Genomic DNA, 21,865 nt, shown 5'->3' with positions numbered 1-21,865 from the left:
CCCCCCCCCCGCAAATTCCGACATTTACTGCACACGGCTGTAAAGTTTTTGTCGCTTTTAGGCGAGATAGCACTAGTTTCTTTACGTGGCTGTAAAGTTAAAGTCGATTGATTGGACGAGCGCAATAGCAAGGGGGCTTTGATGCAGAACGCTGCGCAATTTTATAGCGAGCTTGACGAAATGTTCGCGAATCACGCGGGCGCTGACGCGATTGAATCGTACCTTTTGCAAAAACTTGCCGAAACGCAGATAAGTTCCGAAATTACGGCAGGCGCAAAGACGCGACAAGAGATCACAGCAGACGCAAAGTCACAACAAGAAGCCGCAAAAGTTGCAGCAACCGACGAAACCAAACTTGCCGCCGCATCAACTGCAGCAACCAAAACATCCGCAGCAAACGCCGAAACCAATCCCCTGCAGCTTTCCATTCTCAACGAACTCATGGGATTTTATAGATCGCGCGGAGAGCACGCAAAAAATCAGTCAATCATCGAGCGCGCTCTAAATCTAGCCGATTCCATGCACCTAGCCGGCACCGAAGCCGGTACAACCACGCTAATTAACGCCGCCACAAGCCTTCGTGCGGCAGACGACTACAATCGAGCCGAAAAAATTTACACTCAAGCTCTTAACGAATCAGCCAAAACGCTCGGTCCCAAAAATCGCAAGCTTGCCGCGCTTCACAATAATCTTTCGATGCTTTACAGTGAAACCGATCGCACGAGCGAAGCAATAGAGGAGCTTAATCAGGCACTTGAGATTTTGCAAAATACGAGCACGGATCCTGATTGCGACATCGACATTGCTGCTACGCACACGAATCTTGCACTGGCAATGCTGCAGGATTTTTCACAAAACTCAGCCGTGAATACTACTGACGTTCTTGACTCTGCTTTTAAGCACGCTTCGACCAGCGTTCGCATGTACGTCGCCGGAAACAACGAAAATCAGCCGCACTACGCTTCTGCCTTGGCAGGATTTGCGCAAGTGCAGTGCGCGCGCGGCGAGTACGCTCAGGCGGCGGAAAGTTACAGTAAAGCACTCGATTTGATTGCTGAGTGTTACGGAAAAGATAGCGAATCTTACGCGATTACTGCGGAAAATTTGCGTCAGACACGTAAGTTAGCGGAAAAAGTTACGGAAAAAGTTACGGAAGAATCTATAGAAGTATCTAAAGAACTTCCCGAATCACCAACCCCACAATCGCCAAGCCAACGCATAGCAAACGGCATGCAATTAGCGCAATCGTATTGGCAAACTTACGGAAAACCGTTACTTGATCAGCCAAAATTTGCAGAATACAAAAATCGCATTGCAGCCGGATTAGTTGGTCACGGCTCGGAATGCTACGGTTTTGACGACGAGATTTCGCGCGACCACGATTTTGGACCCGGCTTCTGCTTGTGGCTTACCGACGAAGATTACGCGGAAATTGGCGAGGATTTGCAGTCAGCTTACGACGCACTTCCGAAAGAATATGCCGGTTTTGACTCTCGCAACGAAACGCCGCGCGCTAAATCTTGCGAAAGTAGCAAGCGAGTCGGAGTGTTCAGCATAAGCGAATTCTTCCAAAATATTACGGGCTTCCCCACTGCCCCAGCCGCAAACGAGCCGCACTTATGGCTCTCACTAAACGAAAGCACGCTGGCCGCAGCGACGAACGGCAAAATTTTTGCGGATCCTCTTGGCGAGTTCTCAAAAGCGCGCCAAAGCTTCAAACTCATGCCGGACGACGTGCGAATCTCACTAATCTCCAGAAGACTTGGCATGATTTCGCAAGCCGGCCAATACAATTTACCACGCATGCTTGCACGCAAAGACTCTGCGGCGGCGTGGCTTTCTATTAACGAATTCGTGCACGCAACCGCTTCCCTCGTTTTTCTGCTAAACAATCCCGTAACTGCAGGCTACTTGCCGTACTACAAGTGGCAGTTTGCAGCGTTACGAAAGCTAAGCAATCGCATGGCTTCCAGACTTCCAGAAGTGTGTGGAAAACTCGAGTCGTTAATGCGACTTTCTTCCGCTGCGTGCTTTGGTGGCGATGGTTCCGGCGGCGACAGTTTTGGAGAAGGCGGCAAGGGCGCGGGAATTGCGCAAAAGCAAGTTACGCAAATAGTTGACAGTATTTGCGAGGATATTGTGCGCGAGTTGCAATACGAGGGCTTAAGCAATTGCAGCGAAACTTTTTTGGAATGGCAGCGGCCGTACGTTGAGGCGCATATTCGCTCGTGCGCGGAATGTTTGAGGAGTTTATGATGTGCAATTTATCGACAAATATGAAAGCGCAAAAACTTGCGGAAGAAGAAAAGACGAAAACGCAAAAACTTGCGGAAGAAGAAAAGACGAAAACGCAAAAACTTGCGGAAGAAATGGGCACAGAAATCACCAAACTCGAGTGGAATCAGTTTCAGCTTACGCACAACGAAGGCGGACGCGCGAATTGTCAAGGAAATTGGCCGACTTTTCGCATTATGCGCATGAGCCAGTTTTTGACGTGGCCACTTGATTTGCAGGAGTCTTATAAGCAGGATCTTGAGCGCGCAAATAGCGATGGACGCAATTTGATCACGGAAAAATATGCGCGAATGATGGAGTCGACTGCGCCGGAAATTTTTGAGCGCACGATTAAGCCTTATATTAAGCCGATTTTGGAGCCTAGAAAAAGTGCGCAGGAGCAGATTATTTCAACGCAAGTTGAGTGGGCTGCGGATTTTCGCGAGCACTACCCGCATTTGGGACTTGCTATGCGCGTGCTTAAAACTAGCAAGGATACGGCAGAAAATACGTCTTTTGAAACGTATTTGCGAGGCGAATTAAGCACGTATTCTGACGCAACTTTCGCAAAATACCAGCGTTTTGTAAATAACTTGCGCGCAGAAAACCGCAATCTTACGCAAATGATAATTGCTAATACTGTGCGCATGTACGGTTACGATTCGCTCGAATCAGCCGAGCGTGCGCGACGACCTGCCTGAGCGCTGCGATTTAGCGCGCGAAAGCAACTCGGAGCGCCGAGCTTGCTCAAGTTGAAAGCACGGGGTGCTTTCAACGCAAGCGAGGTCTGCCTTCGTCTCGATTGACGAAGGCAGGGCAGATTCGTGTGGTAGTTCATTGGTAATTCGGTTGTGACTGGTGTGCGCGACGACCTGCCTGAGCGCTGCGATTTAGCGCGCGAAGGCAACTCGGAGCGCCGAGCTTGCTCAAGTTGAAAGCACGGGGTGCTTTCAACGCAAGCGAGGTCTGCCTTCGTCTCGATTGACGAAGGCAGGGCAGGTTAGTGTGGTAATTCATTAGGAATTTGGTTGTGTTTTGTGAGCGCGACGACCTGCCTGAGCGCTGCACGAGTGTCCCATTTTGCTTTTTTTGAGACACTAACGCAGATTAGTTACTGCGTTAAGGTCTCTTGACTACGTTCTTCAGACACTCGCGCAGTACGATTTCTGCACTAGTGTCTCATTCTGCTTGTTTTGGGACACTAACGCAGATTAATTACTGCACCAGTGTCCGAAAATAGGCAAGCAGAGACACTAGTGCAGATTAAGATGCCGATTAAGAATAAAGTAGAGCGGCAGCTGAAGCTGCGCGAGAGTCGCCTTCGAGGAAAAGCGTAGAAGCACAAGAAAGGGAGTTTTGTTGCAAAAACGCGCGGTAAAGCATTACGTCCGGCTTGCGTAAATGCGTTTCGTAAGATGCGCAAACGCCGTTTAGTTCGCCAAGTATTGGGCAAGTTTTGCGAGCGCAGCGGAGCCAATCGTTAGAAGCGTTACCAAGCGCCCACACGCGCACACCGCTAGCAATCAACTCACGCGCCGCGGCCGAAGTATCCGCACGCTCACCCGCAAAACCGCGCTCAAAACGTTCAAAATACAAGCGATATAGCCACGTAACAGCCGGCCCATGATGCTCACTAAACGATTCAAGCGCGCGATCAATACTCCACCCAGCCTCGCGCAGAGCCTCATGAAACTCAAATCCCCATTCCGGCTCGAAACTAAACAGCACTTCCTCAATAAAATCCGGATAATCCTCAGCCAACGTGCGGCGCGCACCCCAATCCACCAGCAATTGCAAGTCGAAAACAACGTCGGAAATTCCGCGCGCAACATACTCGCGGATACTATTTTCGCGCACACTATTTGTATCGCAAATAGCACTAATATCACAAATTCCGCTTGCACTAACTGCTTTTATTTCAGCGCACATACTTCCCACTTGTTTATGCCGATATTAACGATATTAACGATATTAAGGAGAACACTAAAACAAACGTTAAAATAATCCAAGTTACGCGGTCGGAGGAATGCCAGCACTCATCGAATTATCGTATGCGTCGCCATACATTCCATACGCGCCAACTGCACCCATCGCAAAGTTCGTTTGCAAATTATTAAGATTGTAACCGAGCGCCTCAAGCTGCGCGCGTCCATCTTCGCTAATGTTATCAACCGTCCAACGCGGCTTCCACGTCCAATCAATGCGGAACTCATCAACCAGCCCTGCGAGCGCATTCGCACACTCGTCCTCAATCAAATCCGTAAGCGGGCAAGCAGGCGTAGTAAGCGTCATGGTAATAATCGCGCGACCCAGCTCGTCAAGCTCAATGCCATACACCAAGCCCAAATCCACCACGTCAATACCTAATTCCGGATCCACTACGTCGTGAAGCGCTTCCTGAATATCTTCCTCGGTAACTCTGCCAATATCGTTCGCACTTAAAGGCGCCGACTGTGCCAGCTCAACCGCCGATTGATTTTCTGCCATAATATTCCTTGCTTTGCTTGTACCAAAGTTCGATTCTACAAACTACGCAGAATTTATGTTAGAAACTGCTCATTGCTTTGGCAATGCTGTCTTTTAAGCCTTCCCACGCCAAAAGTGCGCATTTAATTCGCATTGGATAGCGCGATACGCCTTGCAGAACCATCGCGTCTTCTAGGGCATCTTCGTCTTCTTCGTTTTGCAAACCTGCGCCTCGAGATTCCATAAGTTTGTGGAATAGTGCGTCTAACCGCAACGCTTCTTCAACCGACTTTCCTTCGACTAAATCAACCATCATTGAAAGGCTCGCTTGCGAGATTGAGCAGCCGTGACCATCCCACTTAACGCTTGCTACAGTTGGTTTTTCGGAATTATTGCTGCGGGAAAGTTCCACGCGCATAGTTACTTCGTCGCCACAAGTTGGATTGAATTGGTGTGATTGGCCAAAAGGATGAGTGCTTGCGTCGGTTGCTACAGCGCAACTTTCGTGAGTATTGTTCAGTGTGATTTCGGTAGATTCTGTATTTTTTGTAGATTCGGCAGATTCTTCCTGCAGTTCAGCTTGTGCGAGCGCGGCCGTGCTTTCGAAATGAGTTTTTCCGTGCGGATTTCGTGCGGCATCCAAAATCACTTCTTGGTACATGCTTTCCAAGCCGCCACCAGCCATATCACCAGAGCCGCCAAAACCGGCTCCCGCACCAAAACCAGTTCCCGCACCAAAACCCATATCAAACATACGCACTCCTTACCTACTTGCTAACTTGCTCGACTAACTTGCTGACTCACTAACTCACTAGCAATATTATGCGCCAAAGTAGGCGCGAACGTGAGAAACTGCTTCAACAAGCGCACGAGCCTCGTCAATCGTGTTGTAAACGCCGACGGAAGCGCGATTCGACGCATACACGCCAAAATGACGGTGAATCGGCTGAGCGCAATGATGCCCAACGCGAATCGCAATGCCTTGTGCGTCTAAAAATTGGCCAACGTCGTGCGGATGCACGCCTTCAACTTCAAAAGCAACCGTGCCAATTCGATTCTCTAAATTAGTCGGTCCCAAAATGCGAACACCCGGAACATCCTGCAATTTTAGCAATTCTGCAGCAATTTCCTGCTCATGTTCTGCAACATGGTTCATTCCCAACGCGCGCAACCAATCCGCTGCCACTCCCGCCGCAACCATTTGTGCAACCGGCTGAGTCCCAGCCTCAAAACGGTAAGGCGCATCCATGTATTGCGCCGGCTTGTTAAGCCAGGCAAGCTCCACCATTGAACCTCCGAAACTGGCTGGCGGAAGCGCGTTCAAAAGCTCGCGGCGACCGTACAAGAACCCAACTCCCGTTGGCCCATACATTTTATGCGCACTAAAAGCTGCAAAATCAACGTTTAAAGCGTGAAAATCAACCGGAATATGCGGCACGGACTGGCATGCGTCTAGCACAAAAATCGCCCCGACTTCGTGAGCGCGCTCGCAAATCGACGAAACGTCCGTAATAGCGCCAGTAACGTTGCTAATATGCGTAACTGCAACAATTTTCGTGTGCTCGTCAATAATCGTTCGTAAATATTCCGCGTCCGCACGCACGCGGCCGTCTTCTGTTACGTCAATCCAGCGAAGTTCAGCTCCCGTGCGAAAGGCCAGCTCTTGGAATGGAAGCAAAACAGAGTGGTGATCTGCGCGCGACACGACTATTACGTCACCTTCGTGAAGCGCGAAATTTTGGCGGAAATTATCAGCACCAACTAAATCAACAGAAGCGCTACCACTTATTTTGCAAATTTTTGCTTTCGCACTAGCGTTACCAATAGCAGTTGCGAGAAGATTAAGAGCGCCCGTCGCTCCTGGAGTGACAACAATTTCCTCGCCGCCAGCTTCCGCGCACGCTCCAACAAGACGCGCAACTTTCGCACGCGCTTCTTCAAACGCAACCGTCGAAAGTGCCGCCAACTCGTGCGCTCCCCTATGCACGCCAGCGTTAATCGTTTCGTAAAACTCTTTTTCGGTGTCGATTACCACCTGCGGTTTTTGCGAAGTTGCTGCAGAATCCAAGTAAATCAAGGACTTTCCGCGCACAGTATCGTAAAGCGAAGTGCCGTGAACCGTACGACGCAAAATCGGAAATTCTGCGCGCAAATCGCTAAATTCTCGCATAATATTTTCTGTAGTCATATTCAACCGCTATTTTTTACGCTATTTACGCTATTTTTACGAATATATAAACCGATTAAAACGTCACTTAAGCTGCACTTAAGCCAACGCCGACTCAGTTGCACCTTCCGGCAAATACTTGTCGTAACCTTCTTCTTCCAGCTCGTCCGCAAGCTCCGGGCCAGCCGTCTTTACAAAGTGACCTTGCGCAAAAACGTGCACAATATCTGGCTTAATATACTTAAGAATTCGCGTGTAATGCGTAACCATCATAATGCCTAAACCAGTGTTCTCTTTGGCACGATTCACGCCTTCCGACACAATTCGAAGCGCGTCTACGTCGAGGCCGGAATCAGTTTCGTCCAAAATTGCGAACTTTGGTTTCAAAAGCTCTAATTGCAACACTTCCGCACGCTTCTTTTCACCGCCGGAGAAGCCTTCGTTTACTGAACGCGACGCGAATTTTGGATCCATTCGCAGCTTTTTCATAGCTTCGCTAAGTTCTTTAACCCAGCTTCTTAAAGATGGAGCTTTGCCGTCAACTTCGGTTTTTGCGGTGCGAAGGAAGTTCGTCATAGATACACCCGGTACTTCCACCGGGTACTGCATTGCAAGGAATAATCCCGCTTTTGCACGCTCGTCAGGAGTCATTTTCAAAATATCTTCGCCGTCGAGAAGCACCTGACCGGAATCGACTTCATACTTTGGGTGACCTGCCAAAGTGTAGGCAAGAGTAGACTTTCCAGATCCGTTAGGACCCATAATTGCGTGAGTTTCTCCAGAATTAACCGTAAGATTTACGCCTTTTAAGATTTGCTTACGTCCTTCTTTTGTTTCTACAGAAGCGTACAAATCCTTAATTTCCAAAGTTGACATGTTTTTCTCCTATTCTTCCGTTCTTGCAAGACGGCGCTCAATTGCCTTCATTAAGTGATCAACAATTTCCGGCACGCCAATTTCTTCAATAAGCTCGTTAAAGAATCCGCGCACAACAAGCTTTCTTGCCTCAATCTCACTAATTCCGCGCGATTGCAAGTAGAAAAGCTCCTCGTCATCAAATCGACCAACCGAACTTGCGTGGCCGGCACCAATAATATTGCCGTTTTCAATTTCCAAATTCGGCTCCGAATCGGCAATTGCTCCAGGAGTGAGCACCAAATTACGGTTCAACTCGTACGAATCAGTGCCAGGCGCTTCCGGCTTAATAAGCGCGTTTCCAACCCAAGTCGAATGCGCACCCTTCCCTTCCAAAGCACCCTTGTACACAACTCTGGACTTGCATTCTGGATAATTATGCACAACCATCGTGCGATGCTCCACGTGCTCGCCTGGATCCACAAAATACATGCCGAGCATGTTCAAATCGCCCTGTTCGCCGCCAAAATCTTGATCCATGCGAATGCGCACAACATCTCCGCCAAGAGTGACCATTGTGTGACGAAGCGAAGCACCTTCGCCCACGTGAATACGCTGGTTTCCAACGTGCTTGCTGCCCGAATCCCACTCTTGAATAAATGTAGTAGAAACGTGCGCGTGCTTTCCGAGGATGATTTCCACACCTTCAGCAAGTTTTGCAATTCCGGTATGTTCGATAATAATATCTGCGTTCGAGCGCGAATCTGCTTCGATTACTAAGTGCAATGCGTCAAGCGATTGTACAGCGTTTTCATTTGCGCTATTCGCGAGATTACCCTGAATCTTCAGTACGATTGGCTTTTTGATTTCGCCAGATACGTGCAGTACGTATGCAGATTTCGCAACATTCCAAGCAACAGCAGCTACGCGATCAGACGGCTTCATATCGGTGTGAGGCGCATCGTTTTGCGGCTTTATTTGCAAACTTACGGAACCTTCGTTACCAACGTAATAATCATCCAAAGCGGCTCCACCAACGCCTTCAAGCGTTACTTTAATACTATTAGCCGGCTCAAAGCACTCAAAAAACTCGGAAATTCTCTCAACTGGAGTGTATCGCCAATCTTCCTGCTTGCGCGTTGGAATCGCAAAATCTTCCACGTTAAACGAGCGCACGGATTTGTCGGCGCTAGAAGGCATTGCTGCAGGAACAGCGTAAGGATCATCAGGGTCCGCTACAGGAATACTAATTTCTTTTTCCGTCATATTATTGCCTACATTCTTTTCAAAATCTTCGCTCATCAGCCCACGGATCCTTCCATTTGCAACTCAACCAAGCGATTAAGCTCAAGCGCGTACTCCATCGGCAACTCACGGCTAATCGGCTCCACAAAGCCGCGCACAATCATGCCCATAGCCTCTTTTTCTTCAAGACCGCGACTCATCAAGTAGAAAAGCTGATCTTCGGAGACCTTGGAAACAGTAGCTTCGTGAGCCATCGAAACGTCGTCTTCGCGCACGTCAACATGCGGATAAGTGTCAGACCTCGAAAAATCGTCAACAAGCAAAGCATCGCACACAACCGACGAACTTGAGCCCTTCGCACCCTTGATAATCTTCACAAGACCGCGGTAAGCAGAACGACCACCGCCGCGCGAAATCGACTTTGCAACAATCGTGGAACTCGTGTGTGGAGCCAAATGAATCATCTTCGCACCCGTATCCTGGTACTGGCCGCGGCCGGCAAAACTCAAAGACATGGTTTCTGCTTTTGCGTAAGGCTCGGCAAGAATACAAGCAGGATACTTCATAGTAGCTTTGGAGCCAATGTTGCCGTCAACCCACTCCATTGTGCCGCCTTCGCGCACGTAAGCTCGCTGAGTTACCAAGTTGTACACGTTATTCGACCAGTTTTGCACAGTTGTGTAACGCACACGCGCATGCTTTTCCACAACAATTTCAACGTTTGCAGCGTGAAGAGAATCCGTGGAATAAATCGGAGCCGTGCAACCCTCAACGTAATGCACGTACGAGCCTTCGTCTGCAATAATCAACGTGCGCTCAAACTGACCCATATTCGGCGTGTTAATGCGGAAGTAAGCCTGAAGCGGAATATCAACATGCACGCCTTTTGGAACGTAAACGAACGAACCACCACTCCAAGCCGCCGTATTCAAAGCCGCAAACTTATTGTCGTCAACCGGAATCACGGTTGCAAAATACTTTTTTACAAGCTCCGGATACTTCTGCACTGCCGTATCCGTATCAACGAAAATCACGCCCTGAGCTGCTAAATCCTCACGAATCGAATTGTAAATAACTTCCGACTCATACTGCGCTGCAACGCCTGAAACTAAGCGCTTTTTCTCCGCTTCCGGAATACCAAGCCTATCGTAAGTGTTGCGAATATCTTCCGGCAAATCGTCCCAAGTTTTCGCTTGATCGTGAACTGGACGAACGTAATACTTAAAATCATCCGCATCAAAACCGCTTAAATCTACACCCCAATCCGGCATAGGCTTTTGCAAAAACGCGCGGTAGCCTTGCAAACGAAGGTTTAGCATCCATTCCGGCTCGTTTTTATCGGCAGAAATTGCGCGCACAACCGACTCATCAATACCCTTTTTCGCAGCCTCGCCTGCAGCATCCGAATCGTGCCAGCCGTAATTGTACTCACCAAATTCGGCAACAATCTGCTCGTCTTGGCGAATTTTTTCTTCATTTACTCGCGCGCGATCTGCCACATACTGGCTCATTTCAACGTCTGCAGCCTTATTTTTGGCTGGGATACTACCATCACTTGCTGTAACGCTTGTATGACTAATATTGCTAGTATCGTTCATACGCCTATAGCACCTCCATGCATAACACTGCCACGCTCCTACTTGCGCGCGTAATCGCAAAAGCATTCCCCAACGTTACTTTTGCGTTCTAGCCACTCAAATTATTTACCTATTTAAGAGTACCGCGTAATGCGATTTCCTGGTATAGCCATGTTACGTACAAAACGTAATGTTCCTCACAATCAATTAAACAAATAAGCGGCAAAACTTAGGAAAACCCAGCTTTACCGCTTGACTTTACTTACTTAAGTTTTATTTAACTTACTTAAGATTGACCTATGTAAATCTTACTTAAGCTTACTTATCTGCTTTGCTATTTTGAGCAGCCGCCTGATGCTCAAGAGCCGCTGCAACCAAGCCAGCAAACAGTGGATGAGGCTTAGTTGGGCGAGACTTAAACTCTGGATGAGCCTGAGTTGCCACATAGAATGGGTGAATATCCTTTGGAAGTTCCACAAACTCAGTCAAATTACCATCCGGGCTTTGGCCGCTAATACGCAAGCCGGCTTCACGCAAACGATCCTTATAAGCCACGTTCACCTCGTAACGGTGACGGTGACGCTCAGTAACATGCGTAGAGCCATAAAGCTCAGCAACAATAGAGCCTTCCTCAAGCGTTGCAGGGTAAGAGCCAAGTCGCATTGTGTGACCCATATCTCCCTTACCGGCCACAATATCCTTCTGCTCCTCCATAGTTGCGATTACTGGATCGCCACAATCCTTCTCGAACTCTGTGGAATTAGCATCCTCAAGCCCAAGCACGTGACGAGCGTACTCAATAACCATAGACTGCAAGCCAAGGCAAAGACCAAGCGTTGGCAAACCGTGCTCGCGAGCATAACGCAAAGCGCCAATCTTACCTTCAATACCGCGAATACCAAAGCCGCCTGGAATAACCATGCCGTCCATTTGGTCGAGAGCCGCGGCCGCACCTTCTTGCGTTTCGCACCTGTCGGCAGCAACCCAGCGCACGTTCACCTTAGCCCAGTTAGCAAAACCGCCAGCCTTAATAGCCTCGGTAACGGAAAGGTACGCATCTGGCAAATCAATATACTTACCAACGATCGCAATATTCAGCTCATGCTTTGGATGATGCACGCGCTCAAGCAAATCTTCCCACTCGTCCCAATCAACATCGTGGAACGGAAGCTCAAGCTCGCGCACAACGTAAGCGTCCAAACCTTCATTGAACAAAATCTTCGGCACATCGTAAATGCTTGGGGCGTCAACGCAGTTCACCACACCTTCAGCATCAACATCGCACATAAGCGAAATCTTGTCTTTAATGCTCTGGTTAAGCGGACGATCCGAACGCAAAACGAGCGCGTCTGGAGAAATACCAAGCTGACGAAGCATCATTACGGAATGCTGAGTTGGCTTAGTTTTCAATTCGTGAGCTGCTGCGATATAAGGCACCAAAGAAACGTGCACAAACATGCAGTTTTCAGGACCCAAATCGCGACGAACTTCGCGAGCCGCCTCAAGGAACGGCTGGGATTCAATATCGCCAACAGTGCCGCCAATTTCCGTAATAATAACGTCAACATCGTCGGAAGCCTGCGCGCGCATACGCGACTTAATTTCGCCGGTAATATGCGGAATAACCTGCACACACTGACCCAAATACTCGCCAGCGCGCTCCTTACGAAGCACCGACTGATAAATCTGACCAGTTGTAACATTTGCTTTCTGACTTAAGAAAACATCGAGGAATCGCTCGTAATGACCAATGTCGAGATCTGTTTCTGCACCATCTTCTGTAACGTAGACTTCACCGTGCTGGAACGGATTCATAGTTCCCGGATCTACGTTGATATAAGGATCGAGTTTTTGCTGCAATACGTGCAGTCCGCGACTGCGTAAAAGTCGGCCTAACGAAGATGCTGTAAGGCCTTTTCCTAGGGACGAAACTACGCCACCAGTGACAAAAATATGCTTTGTAATATGCTCCTGAGAGTTACCATGTTTGCTTCTAACCATGGAACTCCATAGTATCTTCGAGCCTCGACGCTGGGTGTTGATTTTGTGAGATTTCGCGATTTTTAAGATTTCGCAATTTTAATACTTTACGTATTTCGTAACCTTACGTATTTCGTAACCTTACGAATTGCGTAACCTTACGAATTGCGTAACTTCTAATCTACACGCGCAAGCCCTACTCTACTGCACAATATGCGCAACAGCCTCTAAAGCAAGCTTGTAACCATACAATCCCATGCCGGTAATAGTGCCAGTTGCAACAGGACTAATTACGCTTATTTTACGAAAAGCGTCGCGCGCAGCAGGATTAGAAATATGCACTTCCATTAGCGGCACACCAGCGTCCAAAACCATGTGAGCTGCGTCCGCGAGCGCATAACTGTAGTGCGTAAAAGCGGCAGGGTTCATAACAACCGGAGTATGCGTATCGGCAGCTTCGTGCATCCAGTGAACCATTTGCGCTTCGTCGTCACTTTGGCGCACTTCTACTTTGAAACCAAGCTCCGCCCCCCACTTTTGGCAATATTCGCACAAAGTTTCAAAATTTTCGCTACCGTACACATCTGGCTGACGCACGCCAAGTCGACCTAAATTCGGTCCGTTAACTACAAGCACTTTTTTCGGTTGTTGATTTTCCATAATTTCCTCACAAGATTAATTATTTTTTATAAACTCGCTCAAACGCTTCTTTAACTGCTTCAATAGGCGGATTGTCAAGATGAATAGGATTTGAAATACCATCCAAAATTACGAAACGTAGCATGTTACCGCGCGCTTTTTTATCGCGATGCATAAGATCGAGCACGCGCTGCCAAGCGTTTTCTACGTTTCCGCAAGTAGCACTTGCGTTCCAAGACGTTGGCAACCCAAGCGAATCCAAAAGTGAACGATGGTAGTCAACATCTTCAGCATCCAAATATCCCAAAATTTGCGCAAGTTCCGCCGCAAAAACCATGCCAACTGCCACAGCGTTCCCGTGACGCCAGCGGAAGTGTTCAATCTGTTCAATCGCATGCCCAAGCGTATGCCCGTAGTTCAAAAATTCGCGCAAACCCTGTTCTTTCAAATCTTTCGACACGTGATACGCTTTCACACGAACCGTACGCTCAATCAGCTCTACCAATAGTTCGTGAAGCGTCTCATTGCACTCTAATTGCGCCCCGTTAAATTCGCGCAAAAGCTTAGCGTTATTGGAGTCGCTAAGAATTTTCAAAATTTCGCCGTCGCGAATAAACCCAGATTTTGCAACCTCTCCCAAGCCTTCAATAAGAATGTCATTTGGCAAAGTCGCCAACGTCGAAGTATCCGCTAGCACACCCGCCGGAGTGTAAAAACTGCCAACCAGATTTTTGCCAATCTCAGTATTAATACCAGTTTTCCCGCCTGTAGAAGCGTCCACCATAGCGAGCAGCGAAGTGGGGCAATTCACGTAACGAATTCCGCGCATCCACGTTGCTGCGACGAAACCGGCCACATCCGTTGCAGCGCCGCCACCCAAGCCTACAATCGCGTCAGAGCGCGTGAACCCAGCTTCTCCAAGTCTCGTCCACAATCCGGTAGCAACCTGAATAGTTTTGCCGGCCTCAGCGTCTGGCACTAGCATATCGAAAACTTCGTAACCTGCTTGACGCAAAATTGCGCGCGCTTTGTCGCTGTGACGTTGCACCGGCTGTGTATGGATTAGCGCCACACGAACCGGCTTATTTCCAAGCATTTGCGGCAACAGTTGCATAGCTGCGTCACCAATGCGTACGTCGTACGGTTCAATACTTTCGCCAGTTACATGCACTATGCGTTGCATAATCATGCTCCTTAATTTTTCTGCCGCCATAATTGGCGTAGATCCTCGAGTTGGCATGTGAATATTGGCAATCGCACAAAAAATAGGATTGCGTTGTTCATATAGTGCCATCCACCGTTTTTCCGCGTCATCCCCGATAAGCATTGGTCGATTATTGTTCCAACTTGCGCGCTCAATAGCTTCTTTAGGGCTTGCTTGCAAGTAAATTACACGCCCACCTAAGCATTCGTATGTTTTTAAAACTTCCTGCGTTTCCTTGCGTATGGGAGCGCCACCACCCAGGGAAACAATACCGCGTACAGCTCGGCTTCCTAAGATTGTTTCGCGCACAATACGCGCTTCTACATCCCGGAATGTTTCTTGCCCATATTGTTCAAAATATTGGGTAATCGGCATATCGATCTCGTCTTCAATTATGGCGTCCGTGTCGAGGAATGGAACGTCCATAAGATGCGCTACTTCGCGGCCGACTCTAGTTTTTCCAGCTGCTGGCATGCCGATAATAACGGCTAAAGGCATGACTTTCCCGCTCACTGCATATACTCCGGCCAGGAAGTTACGTAAGATTCGGCGTTGCGACGCGTTTCTTCTAGCGAATCTCCCCCAAACTTTTCTAAAGCGTACTTTGCCAAAGTAAGTCTCACCATTGCTTCTGCAACTACGGAAGCTGCGGGAACAGCCGTGAAATCAGAACGCTGGTTGATTGCTTGAGCAGCTTCGCCGGTGAGTACGTCAACAGTGCGTAATGCGCGCGGAATGGAAGGAATTGGTTTCATTGCAGCACGCACGCGTATGATTTCGCCATTTGACATGCCGCCTTCAATACCCCCGGCACGGTTAGTAAGACGCGTAATTTTGCCGTTTTCGTCGGTTACGATTTCGTCGTGCGCAGCCGATCCAGGGCGATCTGCCTCTAAAAATCCGTCGCCAATTTCCACGCCTTTAATAGCTTGGATTCCCATAAGCGCACTAGCAAGCGCTGCATCCAGGCGACGGTCTGATTCCACGTATGTTCCAACGCCTGCTGGCATACCATACGCGAGCACTTCCACCACACCACCGAGCGTATCCGCATTCGCCTTTGCTTCGTCAATACGAGCCATCATGCGCGCTTCGGCATCTTTATCGAGAGTGCGCACTGGTGAAGCATCCAAAGCCGAAACATCGTCAGGTGTTGGTAAATCTAAACTTTTGTTAGCATATACGCCGCCGATTCCAACAACATGCGCAACAGTGCGCACACCCAGCGCCTGCTGCAAAAACTTATCTGCAATCGCACCTAAAGCAACTCTCGAAGCCGTTTCCCTGGCACTTGAACGTTCCAAAACCTCGCGCGCATCATCAAAACCATACTTTCGCATGCCAGTTAAATCTGCATGCCCCGGACGCGGCCTAGAAAGCGCAGCATTGCGACCTTCTTCTGGCAGCTCATGATCCAAAGGATCTGCGCTCATAACTTCCGTCCACTTTGGCCACTCAGTATTCGCAATTTCCACAGCAATAGGAGAACCAAGCGTTACGCCGTGACGCACTCCAGTAAGCAAACGCACCTTGTCTTGTTCAAACTTCATGCGAGCGCCGCGACCGTAGCCAAGGCGACGACGCGCAAGAGCCGCAACCACGTCGTCACTCGTAACATGCACACCAGCTGGCAAACCTTCTATCATTGCCACTAACGCTTCACCGTGCGATTCCCCTGCCGTTTGCCACCTGAGCATGCCATTCTCCATTCTTACGTAATTTACGCGCCTAAGTACTCTACTCTACTAACTACTAAGTATTGACTAACTACTAAGTATTGAGCGGGTTGTTATTGACAGCAATGCTGCAAGTATGGCAGATATTGCTTCGATTGGTACGAATGGTATTGATGCGTTGGTTGCTGAGAAGATTTTGCAGTAAATCTTCCATAATAAAAGCCAAACTAAACCAACTATTCCGACTAAAGCAAACCAGTAAATCAGGCAGTCGAAACCGAATAATATTAATGCTTGCGCAATCATTGCCGCACTTGTAACATCACCGAATCCAAGGGAATTTTGCGGTGCGATTTTTAGCATAATCCAATAAATTGCAAAAACAAATACGCAAAAAATCCAGCCAAAAATAAGCAAACTAATATTTCCAAACAAAATGATGGAATATATAAGATTCGCTAAAGACTGAACAAATATCGCAACAATAATCCAAAGTCTTGGAACTACGCGACTTTTTATGTCTGTTACGCAAACTGAAACTGAGCACACAAGCGTTGGCAACGCAGATATTATCGTAATAATTAATTGCTTCATTAAAGCAGATTACGAAAACTCATAAAACTTTTGCAACATAACTACATGTATGTGGTTAAAAGTTAGATTTTATTTGACAGCTTAGTTACACCGTCATTCATCCGCGTGGATATTAGTGTGGTGAGATTTGAGATTTTTTGCACTGAGCGAAGACGGACGTCAGAGCCGTAGGCTACTGACAAGTCGAGCGAAGAAGAAAAATCGAAAAATCTCGGCGATAAAACATGGTTATTAACGATTGGCACGCAGAGTTTAGGGGGATTTCTCTACGAGCACTAAAAGAGGACTGAGGAAGCAACATTCATTAAGAACGAAGCAGACATAAAAACCTTTAACAACCAGAGCGACGAAGGACGGGACGTGCGAGGAGAGAAATCCCCCAAAACTCGCGCCACAGCAAAAAGGAATCCCACAAAACTCATAGACGATAATCAAGAATATCGAAAATAATCTTAGTTTAGTTTCCTTCGGGATTGTTGCGCTTGTACTCGTCACGGAACTTCATAAACTCCTGCTCATTGTCCGTAAACTTTGTTTCGCCAGTCTTCAAATTGGTAGTCACAAAGTACAACCATGGGCCATTTTTAGGCTTGTTAGCTGCCAAAAGCGCATTGTCTCCCGCGATGCCAATAGGCGTAGGCGTTAAGCCCTTGTGAATACGAGTGTTGTACGGATTATTCGCGTCGTCGAGCATCGCTTGCGTAAGCTTTATAGGCTTAACTCCAGCACCATAGCCCACTGTCGAATCCATTCCCAATGGCATATCTTTTGCAAGACGATTCAGTACTACGCGCACCACTTTGCCGTAATATTCGCGATTGTTCACTTCTGCTTCGGCAATAGAAGCGATAATCAGTGCTTTTTCGCGATTCTCACCTTGAGGAATACCAAGAGTGTCCAGTTTAGCAATGCGTTTTTTCACCATAGCTGAAAGAATAGCTTCCGCACTTTTCATTGATTTCACATTGTAAACGCCTGGTTCAAACCATCCCTCAATATTGCCGTGCGCTTCCGGAGGCAATATTCCCGAGGCGCCTGTGGAAAGAACGGTTTTAAAATTGTCCAAACTTATGCCAGAAAGTTCCGAAGCTTTTTGCAAAACGTCCAAAGCGTAATCTCCCGCACGAACTTCAAGGAAGCCTCCAGCCTTGGTTTGATCAGAAAGAATATCTACGACGTCAATAGCAGCCATGTGCTTTTTAAGCACATACACTCCTGGATACAGGATTTTATTATTGGCGGCAACAGCAGACGTAAAAGCGGCTTGCGATTTTACTATTCCGGCTTTTACAAGTTTCGAGCCGACTGCCATAGCACCTTCACCAGTATCAACCGTAAATTCAACGGAACCAAAACCAGGTCCTGACCAATCAGCCACTGCCGTAGAATCGTTAGACGAACGCAACGATTGCACCATGCTGCTACCGGCGTAACCAATAACGCACACAACAAATACGAGTAGTATCGTCAAAACTATCATTGAACGACGTTTGCGACGCTTCGCCTTAAGACGAGCCTTAGCTTTACGTCGTGAACTTACGCCATTAGAAGAGTGATTCGATGAGTCTGCAGAAGATTGCGAAGTAGTGTGGGAAGTGGAACCGTCGTGCTCAGTCCATTGAGCATGATGTTCAAAGAAATCGTCAAAACTTTCAGACACGTAACGCTCCTCTTATAGTCTTGGCCTCTACCAATATTTTATTACACGCGCAACTGCGCATGCTTTTACGCACAATTCGCGCTGCAACAATGTGCTTCGCAATGGTTCGCATCAAGCGCAGACTGCAAAATAAGCACCGCCGACTGCTGATCTACCATTGGACGATGCTGTTTGGAAGAAAAATCAGCCTGCAACAACTGACGGTGAGCACTTACCGTAGTCAAACGCTCATCCTTCCAAACAATATCAGGCACGTAAGAAAGCAGCCAGTCACCTTCATTTTTTGCTGACTCAATGCGTTTAGCTAAATTTTTGCCCCAACGACGCGCTTTTTTTGCAGATTTCCCTTCAGATCCGTCGAGTTGCAACGGCAAGCCAATTACAACGCGACGAACCTTCTCTTTTTCAATAAGATCCATCACGTCGTCAATAGCTCTAAAAGAATCACCAAAAACTTGCACATTCCCAACCGGATGCGCAAAAGTAAGCTCAGGGTCGGAAAGTGCAAGTCCGACCCTGGCATCACCTAAATCAATACCTAACCACACCATGAATTTCGTGCTGCTTTTGGTAAAGATTATATCGTTTTGTTTTAAGCGGATAGCTACGCACTAGGCGAGCTCAGCCACTTGCGCTTTCACAGCTTCGAGAGCTTCATCAATCGTAGAAGCGTCTGTGCCGCCGCCCTGAGCGAAGTCCGGCTTGCCGCCGCCACCGCCGCCGAGAACCTTAGAAGCAGTGCGAACCAAGTCGCCAGCCTTAGCTCCAAGTCCGCGCGCAGCCTCGTTTGTGGCCACAGCAACCATCGGCTTATCATCCTCGTTTACGCCGCACAACACTACTACTGCAGGAGCATCCTCACCTAAGCGAGCACGCACGTCGAGCACTGTCTTACGGAGCGTTTCGAACGAACCGAAGTTACCAACGTTCTTAATAGCCAACTTAATGCTTCCGGCAGCAGACTTAGCAGCCTCAATCAAAGCTGGCACGGAATTAGCAAGCTGAGACTCATAGACTGCAGCGAGCTTACGGTCAGAATCCTTCATCTTGTTAAGCAAAGATTCCAAACGTTCAGCCAACTCGTCTGGGCGAGCGTTAACCATGTCTGCAAGCTGAGCAACCAACGTGTGTTCGCGAGCGCCATACTCGTACGCTGCCTCGCCGCACAGTGCGTCAATACGGCGCACACCAGAGCCAATAGAAGACTCCGAAAGAATGGTGACCATACCAATCTTTCCGGTGCTCTTAGCGTGAGTGCCACCGCAAAGCTCGCGGCTCCAGCCGTCGCCGATTTCAACCACGCGCACAACGTCGCCGTACTTTTCGCCGAACAAGTGCATTGCTCCAAGCTTAAAAGCGTCGTCGATTGGCATTTCCTTAGGAACTACCTGCAAGTCGTCGCGAATACGCTCGTTTACGCGAGCTTCCACGCGAGAAAGTGCATCCTTATCAACAGCCTTTGGCCACTGGAAGTCGAAGCGCAAACGGTCTGGATCAACCACAGAACCGCGCTGAGTTGCCTGAGGACCAAGCTCTTCGCGCAAAGCCTTGTGAAGCGTGTGGGTGGCGGTGTGAGAACGTGCCAAAGCAGCACGGCGAACCTGATCAATATTCGTGTTCACAGGAGCACCAACGCTAAGTGTACCTTCAGTAAGTCGGCAGCTGTGCACAATCAAATCCTTAATTGGACGCTGCACGTCGTCAACTTCCAAAATTGCGCCGTCGTCAGAAATAATCTCACCCTGGTCAGCAATCTGACCACCGCGCTCAGCGTAGAATGGCGTGCGATCGAGAATAACCTCAACGTTTGCAGGAGCGGTAACGCTTTTAACAGAACCCTTACCTGCTTCAACAATTGCCAAAACGTTGGAACGGCTGGAGAAGTCAGTGTAGCCAAGGAAGTCGATTGGCTTTTCAAGAGCCTTCTTAATATCGTCGTAAACGCTCACGTCCACGTTGTGACGCTTCTTCAAAGCGTCAGCGCGAGCGCGGCCCTTCTGCTCGCTCATAAGCTCGCGGAACTTAGCTTCATCGACCTTAACGCCCTGCTCGGCTGCCATCTCAAGAGTCAACTCGATTGGGAAGCCGTAAGTATCGTGCAAAGTAAACGCGTCTGCGCCACCAACCATAGGGTCGTCCGTGTGCTCTTTCTTAGCTTTTTCAACAGCCAAGTCGAGAATAGTCGTACCCTTTTCAAGAGTCCTGCGGAAAGCGTCTTCCTCACCGTAAGCAGCTTCACTCACCTCATGGAAAGTATCGTTAAGCTCCGGATAGCTTGGTTCCATAGCAGCCTTAGATACTGGGAACAAGGTTGGCAAAACCGGATCCTGCACACCGAGCATACGCATTGCGCGAACAGTTCTACGAAGCAAACGACGGAGCACATAGCCACGGCCAACATTACTTGGGCGCACGCCATCGCTCATAATCATCAAAGCAGAACGCACGTGGTCAGCAACAACGCGGAAACGCACGTCAGCATCGTTATTATCGCCATACTTTACGCCACTGAGCTTTTCTGCAGCTTCAATAACAGGGTAAACTTCGTCAGTTTCATAAATATTTTCCTTACCCTGCATAAGGTAAGCCAAACGCTCCAAACCAGCGCCGGTATCAATATTCTTCTGATCGAGTTCGCCAGCAATATGCAAATCAGTCTTAGATTTGACGTTATCTACCTGGTAGTTTTCAAAAACCAAATCCCAAATCTCAATAAAGCGGGATTCGTCCGCAGCAGGACCACCGTCGCGACCATATTCCGGACCGCGATCCACGTAAATTTCGGAGCATGGGCCGCCAGGACCAGGGCCGCCGGTAGTCCAGAAGTTATCTTCCATACCGAACACTTGCATGTGCTCTGGGTCGAAGCCTTCGTTCTTCCAAATCGCACGAGCCTCATCGTCGTCAGTGTAAGTAGTAACCCAAAGCTTTTCAGGGTCAAAACCGTAGCCGCCCTTGTCTTGCGGAGTGGTTAAAAGCTCCCAAGCGTAATGAATTGCTTCTTCCTTAAAATAGTCACCAAAACTAAAGTTACCAACCATTTGGAAGAAGGTACCGTGACGAGTGGTTTTACCAACTTCGTCGATATCGAGCGTACGCACGCACTTCTGATTCGATGCCATACGACGCGAAGGAGGCGTCTGCTCACCAAGCAAGTAAGGAATAAACGGCACCATGCCGGCGATAGTAAACAATGTCGTCGGGTTCGGCGAAATAAGAGAAGCCGAAGGAACGACCATATGACCATTCTTAGCAAAATAGTCAAGATAACGCTTTGCAATTTCTGCTGTGCGCATACGTACGAACTCCTTGTGTAATTGTTAGCAAGACTCACGTTGAACGGCTGCCAACAGCCATAACAAGCGTGCGGCAACAGTTGCGCAATATCGTGCCGCATGATGCGCGACGCAATCATGCAAACATTCAATATAGTACTTCACCACTTAACTTAACTAAAAATTAAGCGGCGAATAAGTAAAATTGGCAATGTTACTTAAGTAAAATTTCAACGCGCTGCGTAAAGAAGTA

17 protein-coding genes are annotated in these 21,865 nt (G+C 48.3%); 2 read left to right on the top strand and 15 right to left on the bottom strand.

Annotated features, from left to right (window positions below; genetic code table 11):
• Positions 1-141 precede the first annotated feature (141 nt).
• Positions 142-2,256, top strand: a complete 2,115-nt coding sequence (locus AXE77_RS05780) for a DUF4037 domain-containing protein (protein ID WP_116712538.1) — start codon at positions 142-144, stop codon at positions 2,254-2,256.
• Positions 2,253-2,975: a DUF4125 family protein gene (locus AXE77_RS05775; RefSeq protein WP_116712537.1), complete on the top strand. Its 723-nt coding sequence runs from the start codon at positions 2,253-2,255 to the stop codon at positions 2,973-2,975. Before AXE77_RS05780 ends, AXE77_RS05775 begins: the two co-directional genes overlap by 4 nt.
• 574 nt (positions 2,976-3,549) lie before the next feature.
• Here the strand turns inward: AXE77_RS05775 and AXE77_RS05770 are convergent.
• From AXE77_RS05770 to alaS, 15 genes are all read right to left on the bottom strand, one after another.
• Positions 3,550-4,203, bottom strand: a complete 654-nt coding sequence (locus AXE77_RS05770) for an HAD family hydrolase (RefSeq protein WP_205727530.1) — start codon at positions 4,201-4,203, stop codon at positions 3,550-3,552.
• Positions 4,204-4,284: 81 nt separating this feature from the next.
• A complete protein-coding gene (locus AXE77_RS05765) occupies positions 4,285-4,761 on the bottom strand; it encodes a metal-sulfur cluster assembly factor (protein ID WP_116712535.1) in 477 nt (158 codons plus the stop codon).
• A gap of 58 nt (positions 4,762-4,819) precedes the next feature.
• Positions 4,820-5,494, bottom strand: a complete 675-nt coding sequence (gene sufU, locus AXE77_RS05760) for a Fe-S cluster assembly sulfur transfer protein SufU (protein WP_116712534.1) — start codon at positions 5,492-5,494, stop codon at positions 4,820-4,822.
• Positions 5,495-5,560: 66 nt separating this feature from the next.
• Complete coding sequence (locus AXE77_RS05755) at positions 5,561-6,910, bottom strand: SufS family cysteine desulfurase (RefSeq protein ID WP_116712550.1); 1,350 nt, start codon at positions 6,908-6,910, stop codon at positions 5,561-5,563.
• Between the two features lie 96 nt (positions 6,911-7,006).
• Positions 7,007-7,783: a Fe-S cluster assembly ATPase SufC gene (gene sufC / locus AXE77_RS05750; protein ID WP_116712533.1), complete on the bottom strand. Its 777-nt coding sequence runs from the start codon at positions 7,781-7,783 to the stop codon at positions 7,007-7,009.
• A 9-nt stretch (positions 7,784-7,792) separates the two neighbouring features.
• Positions 7,793-9,064: a Fe-S cluster assembly protein SufD gene (gene sufD, locus AXE77_RS05745; RefSeq protein ID WP_116712532.1), complete on the bottom strand. Its 1,272-nt coding sequence runs from the start codon at positions 9,062-9,064 to the stop codon at positions 7,793-7,795.
• The gene (gene sufB / locus AXE77_RS05740; RefSeq protein WP_116712531.1) at positions 9,064-10,605 is read right to left on the bottom strand and encodes a Fe-S cluster assembly protein SufB; all 1,542 of its coding nucleotides are present in this window, start codon (positions 10,603-10,605) and stop codon (positions 9,064-9,066) included. The genes sufD and sufB overlap by 1 nt, the downstream gene beginning before the upstream one ends.
• 297 nt (positions 10,606-10,902) lie before the next feature.
• Entirely contained in the window at positions 10,903-12,585 is a 1,683-nt protein-coding gene (locus AXE77_RS05735; RefSeq protein WP_116712530.1) for a CTP synthase, read from the bottom strand.
• A 180-nt stretch (positions 12,586-12,765) separates the two neighbouring features.
• Entirely contained in the window at positions 12,766-13,224 is a 459-nt protein-coding gene (locus AXE77_RS05730; RefSeq protein ID WP_116712529.1) for a type II 3-dehydroquinate dehydratase, read from the bottom strand.
• A gap of 19 nt (positions 13,225-13,243) precedes the next feature.
• Positions 13,244-14,905, bottom strand: a complete 1,662-nt coding sequence (locus tag AXE77_RS05725) for a bifunctional shikimate kinase/3-dehydroquinate synthase (protein WP_165846094.1) — start codon at positions 14,903-14,905, stop codon at positions 13,244-13,246.
• An 11-nt stretch (positions 14,906-14,916) separates the two neighbouring features.
• Positions 14,917-16,104 carry a chorismate synthase gene (aroC, locus tag AXE77_RS05720; RefSeq protein ID WP_116712527.1) on the bottom strand — a complete coding sequence of 396 codons (1,188 nt, stop codon included), beginning with the start codon at positions 16,102-16,104 and terminating at the stop codon, positions 14,917-14,919.
• Between the two features lie 66 nt (positions 16,105-16,170).
• A complete protein-coding gene (locus tag AXE77_RS05715; RefSeq protein ID WP_116712526.1) occupies positions 16,171-16,677 on the bottom strand; it encodes a peptidase A24 in 507 nt (168 codons plus the stop codon).
• A 457-nt stretch (positions 16,678-17,134) separates the two neighbouring features.
• Positions 17,135-18,337 carry an endolytic transglycosylase MltG gene (gene mltG / locus AXE77_RS05710; protein WP_116712525.1) on the bottom strand — a complete coding sequence of 401 codons (1,203 nt, stop codon included), beginning with the start codon at positions 18,335-18,337 and terminating at the stop codon, positions 17,135-17,137.
• Between the two features lie 65 nt (positions 18,338-18,402).
• On the bottom strand, positions 18,403-18,888 hold the full coding sequence (gene ruvX, locus AXE77_RS05705; RefSeq protein ID WP_116712524.1) for a Holliday junction resolvase RuvX: 486 nt from the start codon (positions 18,886-18,888) through the stop codon (positions 18,403-18,405).
• 60 nt (positions 18,889-18,948) lie between these two features.
• Complete coding sequence (gene alaS, locus AXE77_RS05700; protein ID WP_116712523.1) at positions 18,949-21,633, bottom strand: alanine--tRNA ligase; 2,685 nt, start codon at positions 21,631-21,633, stop codon at positions 18,949-18,951.
• Positions 21,634-21,865 lie beyond the last annotated feature (232 nt).

The sequence above is a fragment of the Gardnerella massiliensis genome, assembly GCF_003408845.1.
GTDB lineage: Bacteria > Actinomycetota > Actinomycetes > Actinomycetales > Bifidobacteriaceae > Bifidobacterium > Bifidobacterium vaginale_H.
This window is presented reverse-complemented; position numbering and strand designations above follow the sequence as displayed.

What these genes read in the sequence shown, in the direction of transcription:
- AXE77_RS05780 (WP_116712538.1), top strand. Translation starts at nt 142, where the DNA reads ATGCAGAACGCTGCGCAATTTTATAGCGAGCTTGACGAAATGTTCGCG.
- AXE77_RS05775 (WP_116712537.1), top strand. Translation starts at nt 2,253, where the DNA reads ATGATGTGCAATTTATCGACAAATATGAAAGCGCAAAAACTTGCGGAA.
- AXE77_RS05770 (WP_205727530.1), bottom strand. Translation starts at nt 4,203, where the DNA reads ATGTGCGCTGAAATAAAAGCAGTTAGTGCAAGCGGAATTTGTGATATT.
- AXE77_RS05765 (WP_116712535.1), bottom strand. Translation starts at nt 4,761, where the DNA reads ATGGCAGAAAATCAATCGGCGGTTGAGCTGGCACAGTCGGCGCCTTTA.
- sufU (WP_116712534.1), bottom strand. Translation starts at nt 5,494, where the DNA reads ATGTTTGATATGGGTTTTGGTGCGGGAACTGGTTTTGGTGCGGGAGCC.
- AXE77_RS05755 (WP_116712550.1), bottom strand. Translation starts at nt 6,910, where the DNA reads ATGCGAGAATTTAGCGATTTGCGCGCAGAATTTCCGATTTTGCGTCGT.
- sufC (WP_116712533.1), bottom strand. Translation starts at nt 7,783, where the DNA reads ATGTCAACTTTGGAAATTAAGGATTTGTACGCTTCTGTAGAAACAAAA.
- sufD (WP_116712532.1), bottom strand. Translation starts at nt 9,064, where the DNA reads ATGAGCGAAGATTTTGAAAAGAATGTAGGCAATAATATGACGGAAAAA.
- sufB (WP_116712531.1), bottom strand. Translation starts at nt 10,605, where the DNA reads ATGAACGATACTAGCAATATTAGTCATACAAGCGTTACAGCAAGTGAT.
- AXE77_RS05735 (WP_116712530.1), bottom strand. Translation starts at nt 12,585, where the DNA reads ATGGTTAGAAGCAAACATGGTAACTCTCAGGAGCATATTACAAAGCAT.
- AXE77_RS05730 (WP_116712529.1), bottom strand. Translation starts at nt 13,224, where the DNA reads ATGGAAAATCAACAACCGAAAAAAGTGCTTGTAGTTAACGGACCGAAT.
- AXE77_RS05725 (WP_165846094.1), bottom strand. Translation starts at nt 14,905, where the DNA reads ATGCCTTTAGCCGTTATTATCGGCATGCCAGCAGCTGGAAAAACTAGA.
- aroC (WP_116712527.1), bottom strand. Translation starts at nt 16,104, where the DNA reads ATGCTCAGGTGGCAAACGGCAGGGGAATCGCACGGTGAAGCGTTAGTG.
- AXE77_RS05715 (WP_116712526.1), bottom strand. Translation starts at nt 16,677, where the DNA reads ATGAAGCAATTAATTATTACGATAATATCTGCGTTGCCAACGCTTGTG.
- ruvX (WP_116712524.1), bottom strand. Translation starts at nt 18,888, where the DNA reads ATGGTGTGGTTAGGTATTGATTTAGGTGATGCCAGGGTCGGACTTGCA.
- alaS (WP_116712523.1), bottom strand. Translation starts at nt 21,633, where the DNA reads ATGCGCACAGCAGAAATTGCAAAGCGTTATCTTGACTATTTTGCTAAG.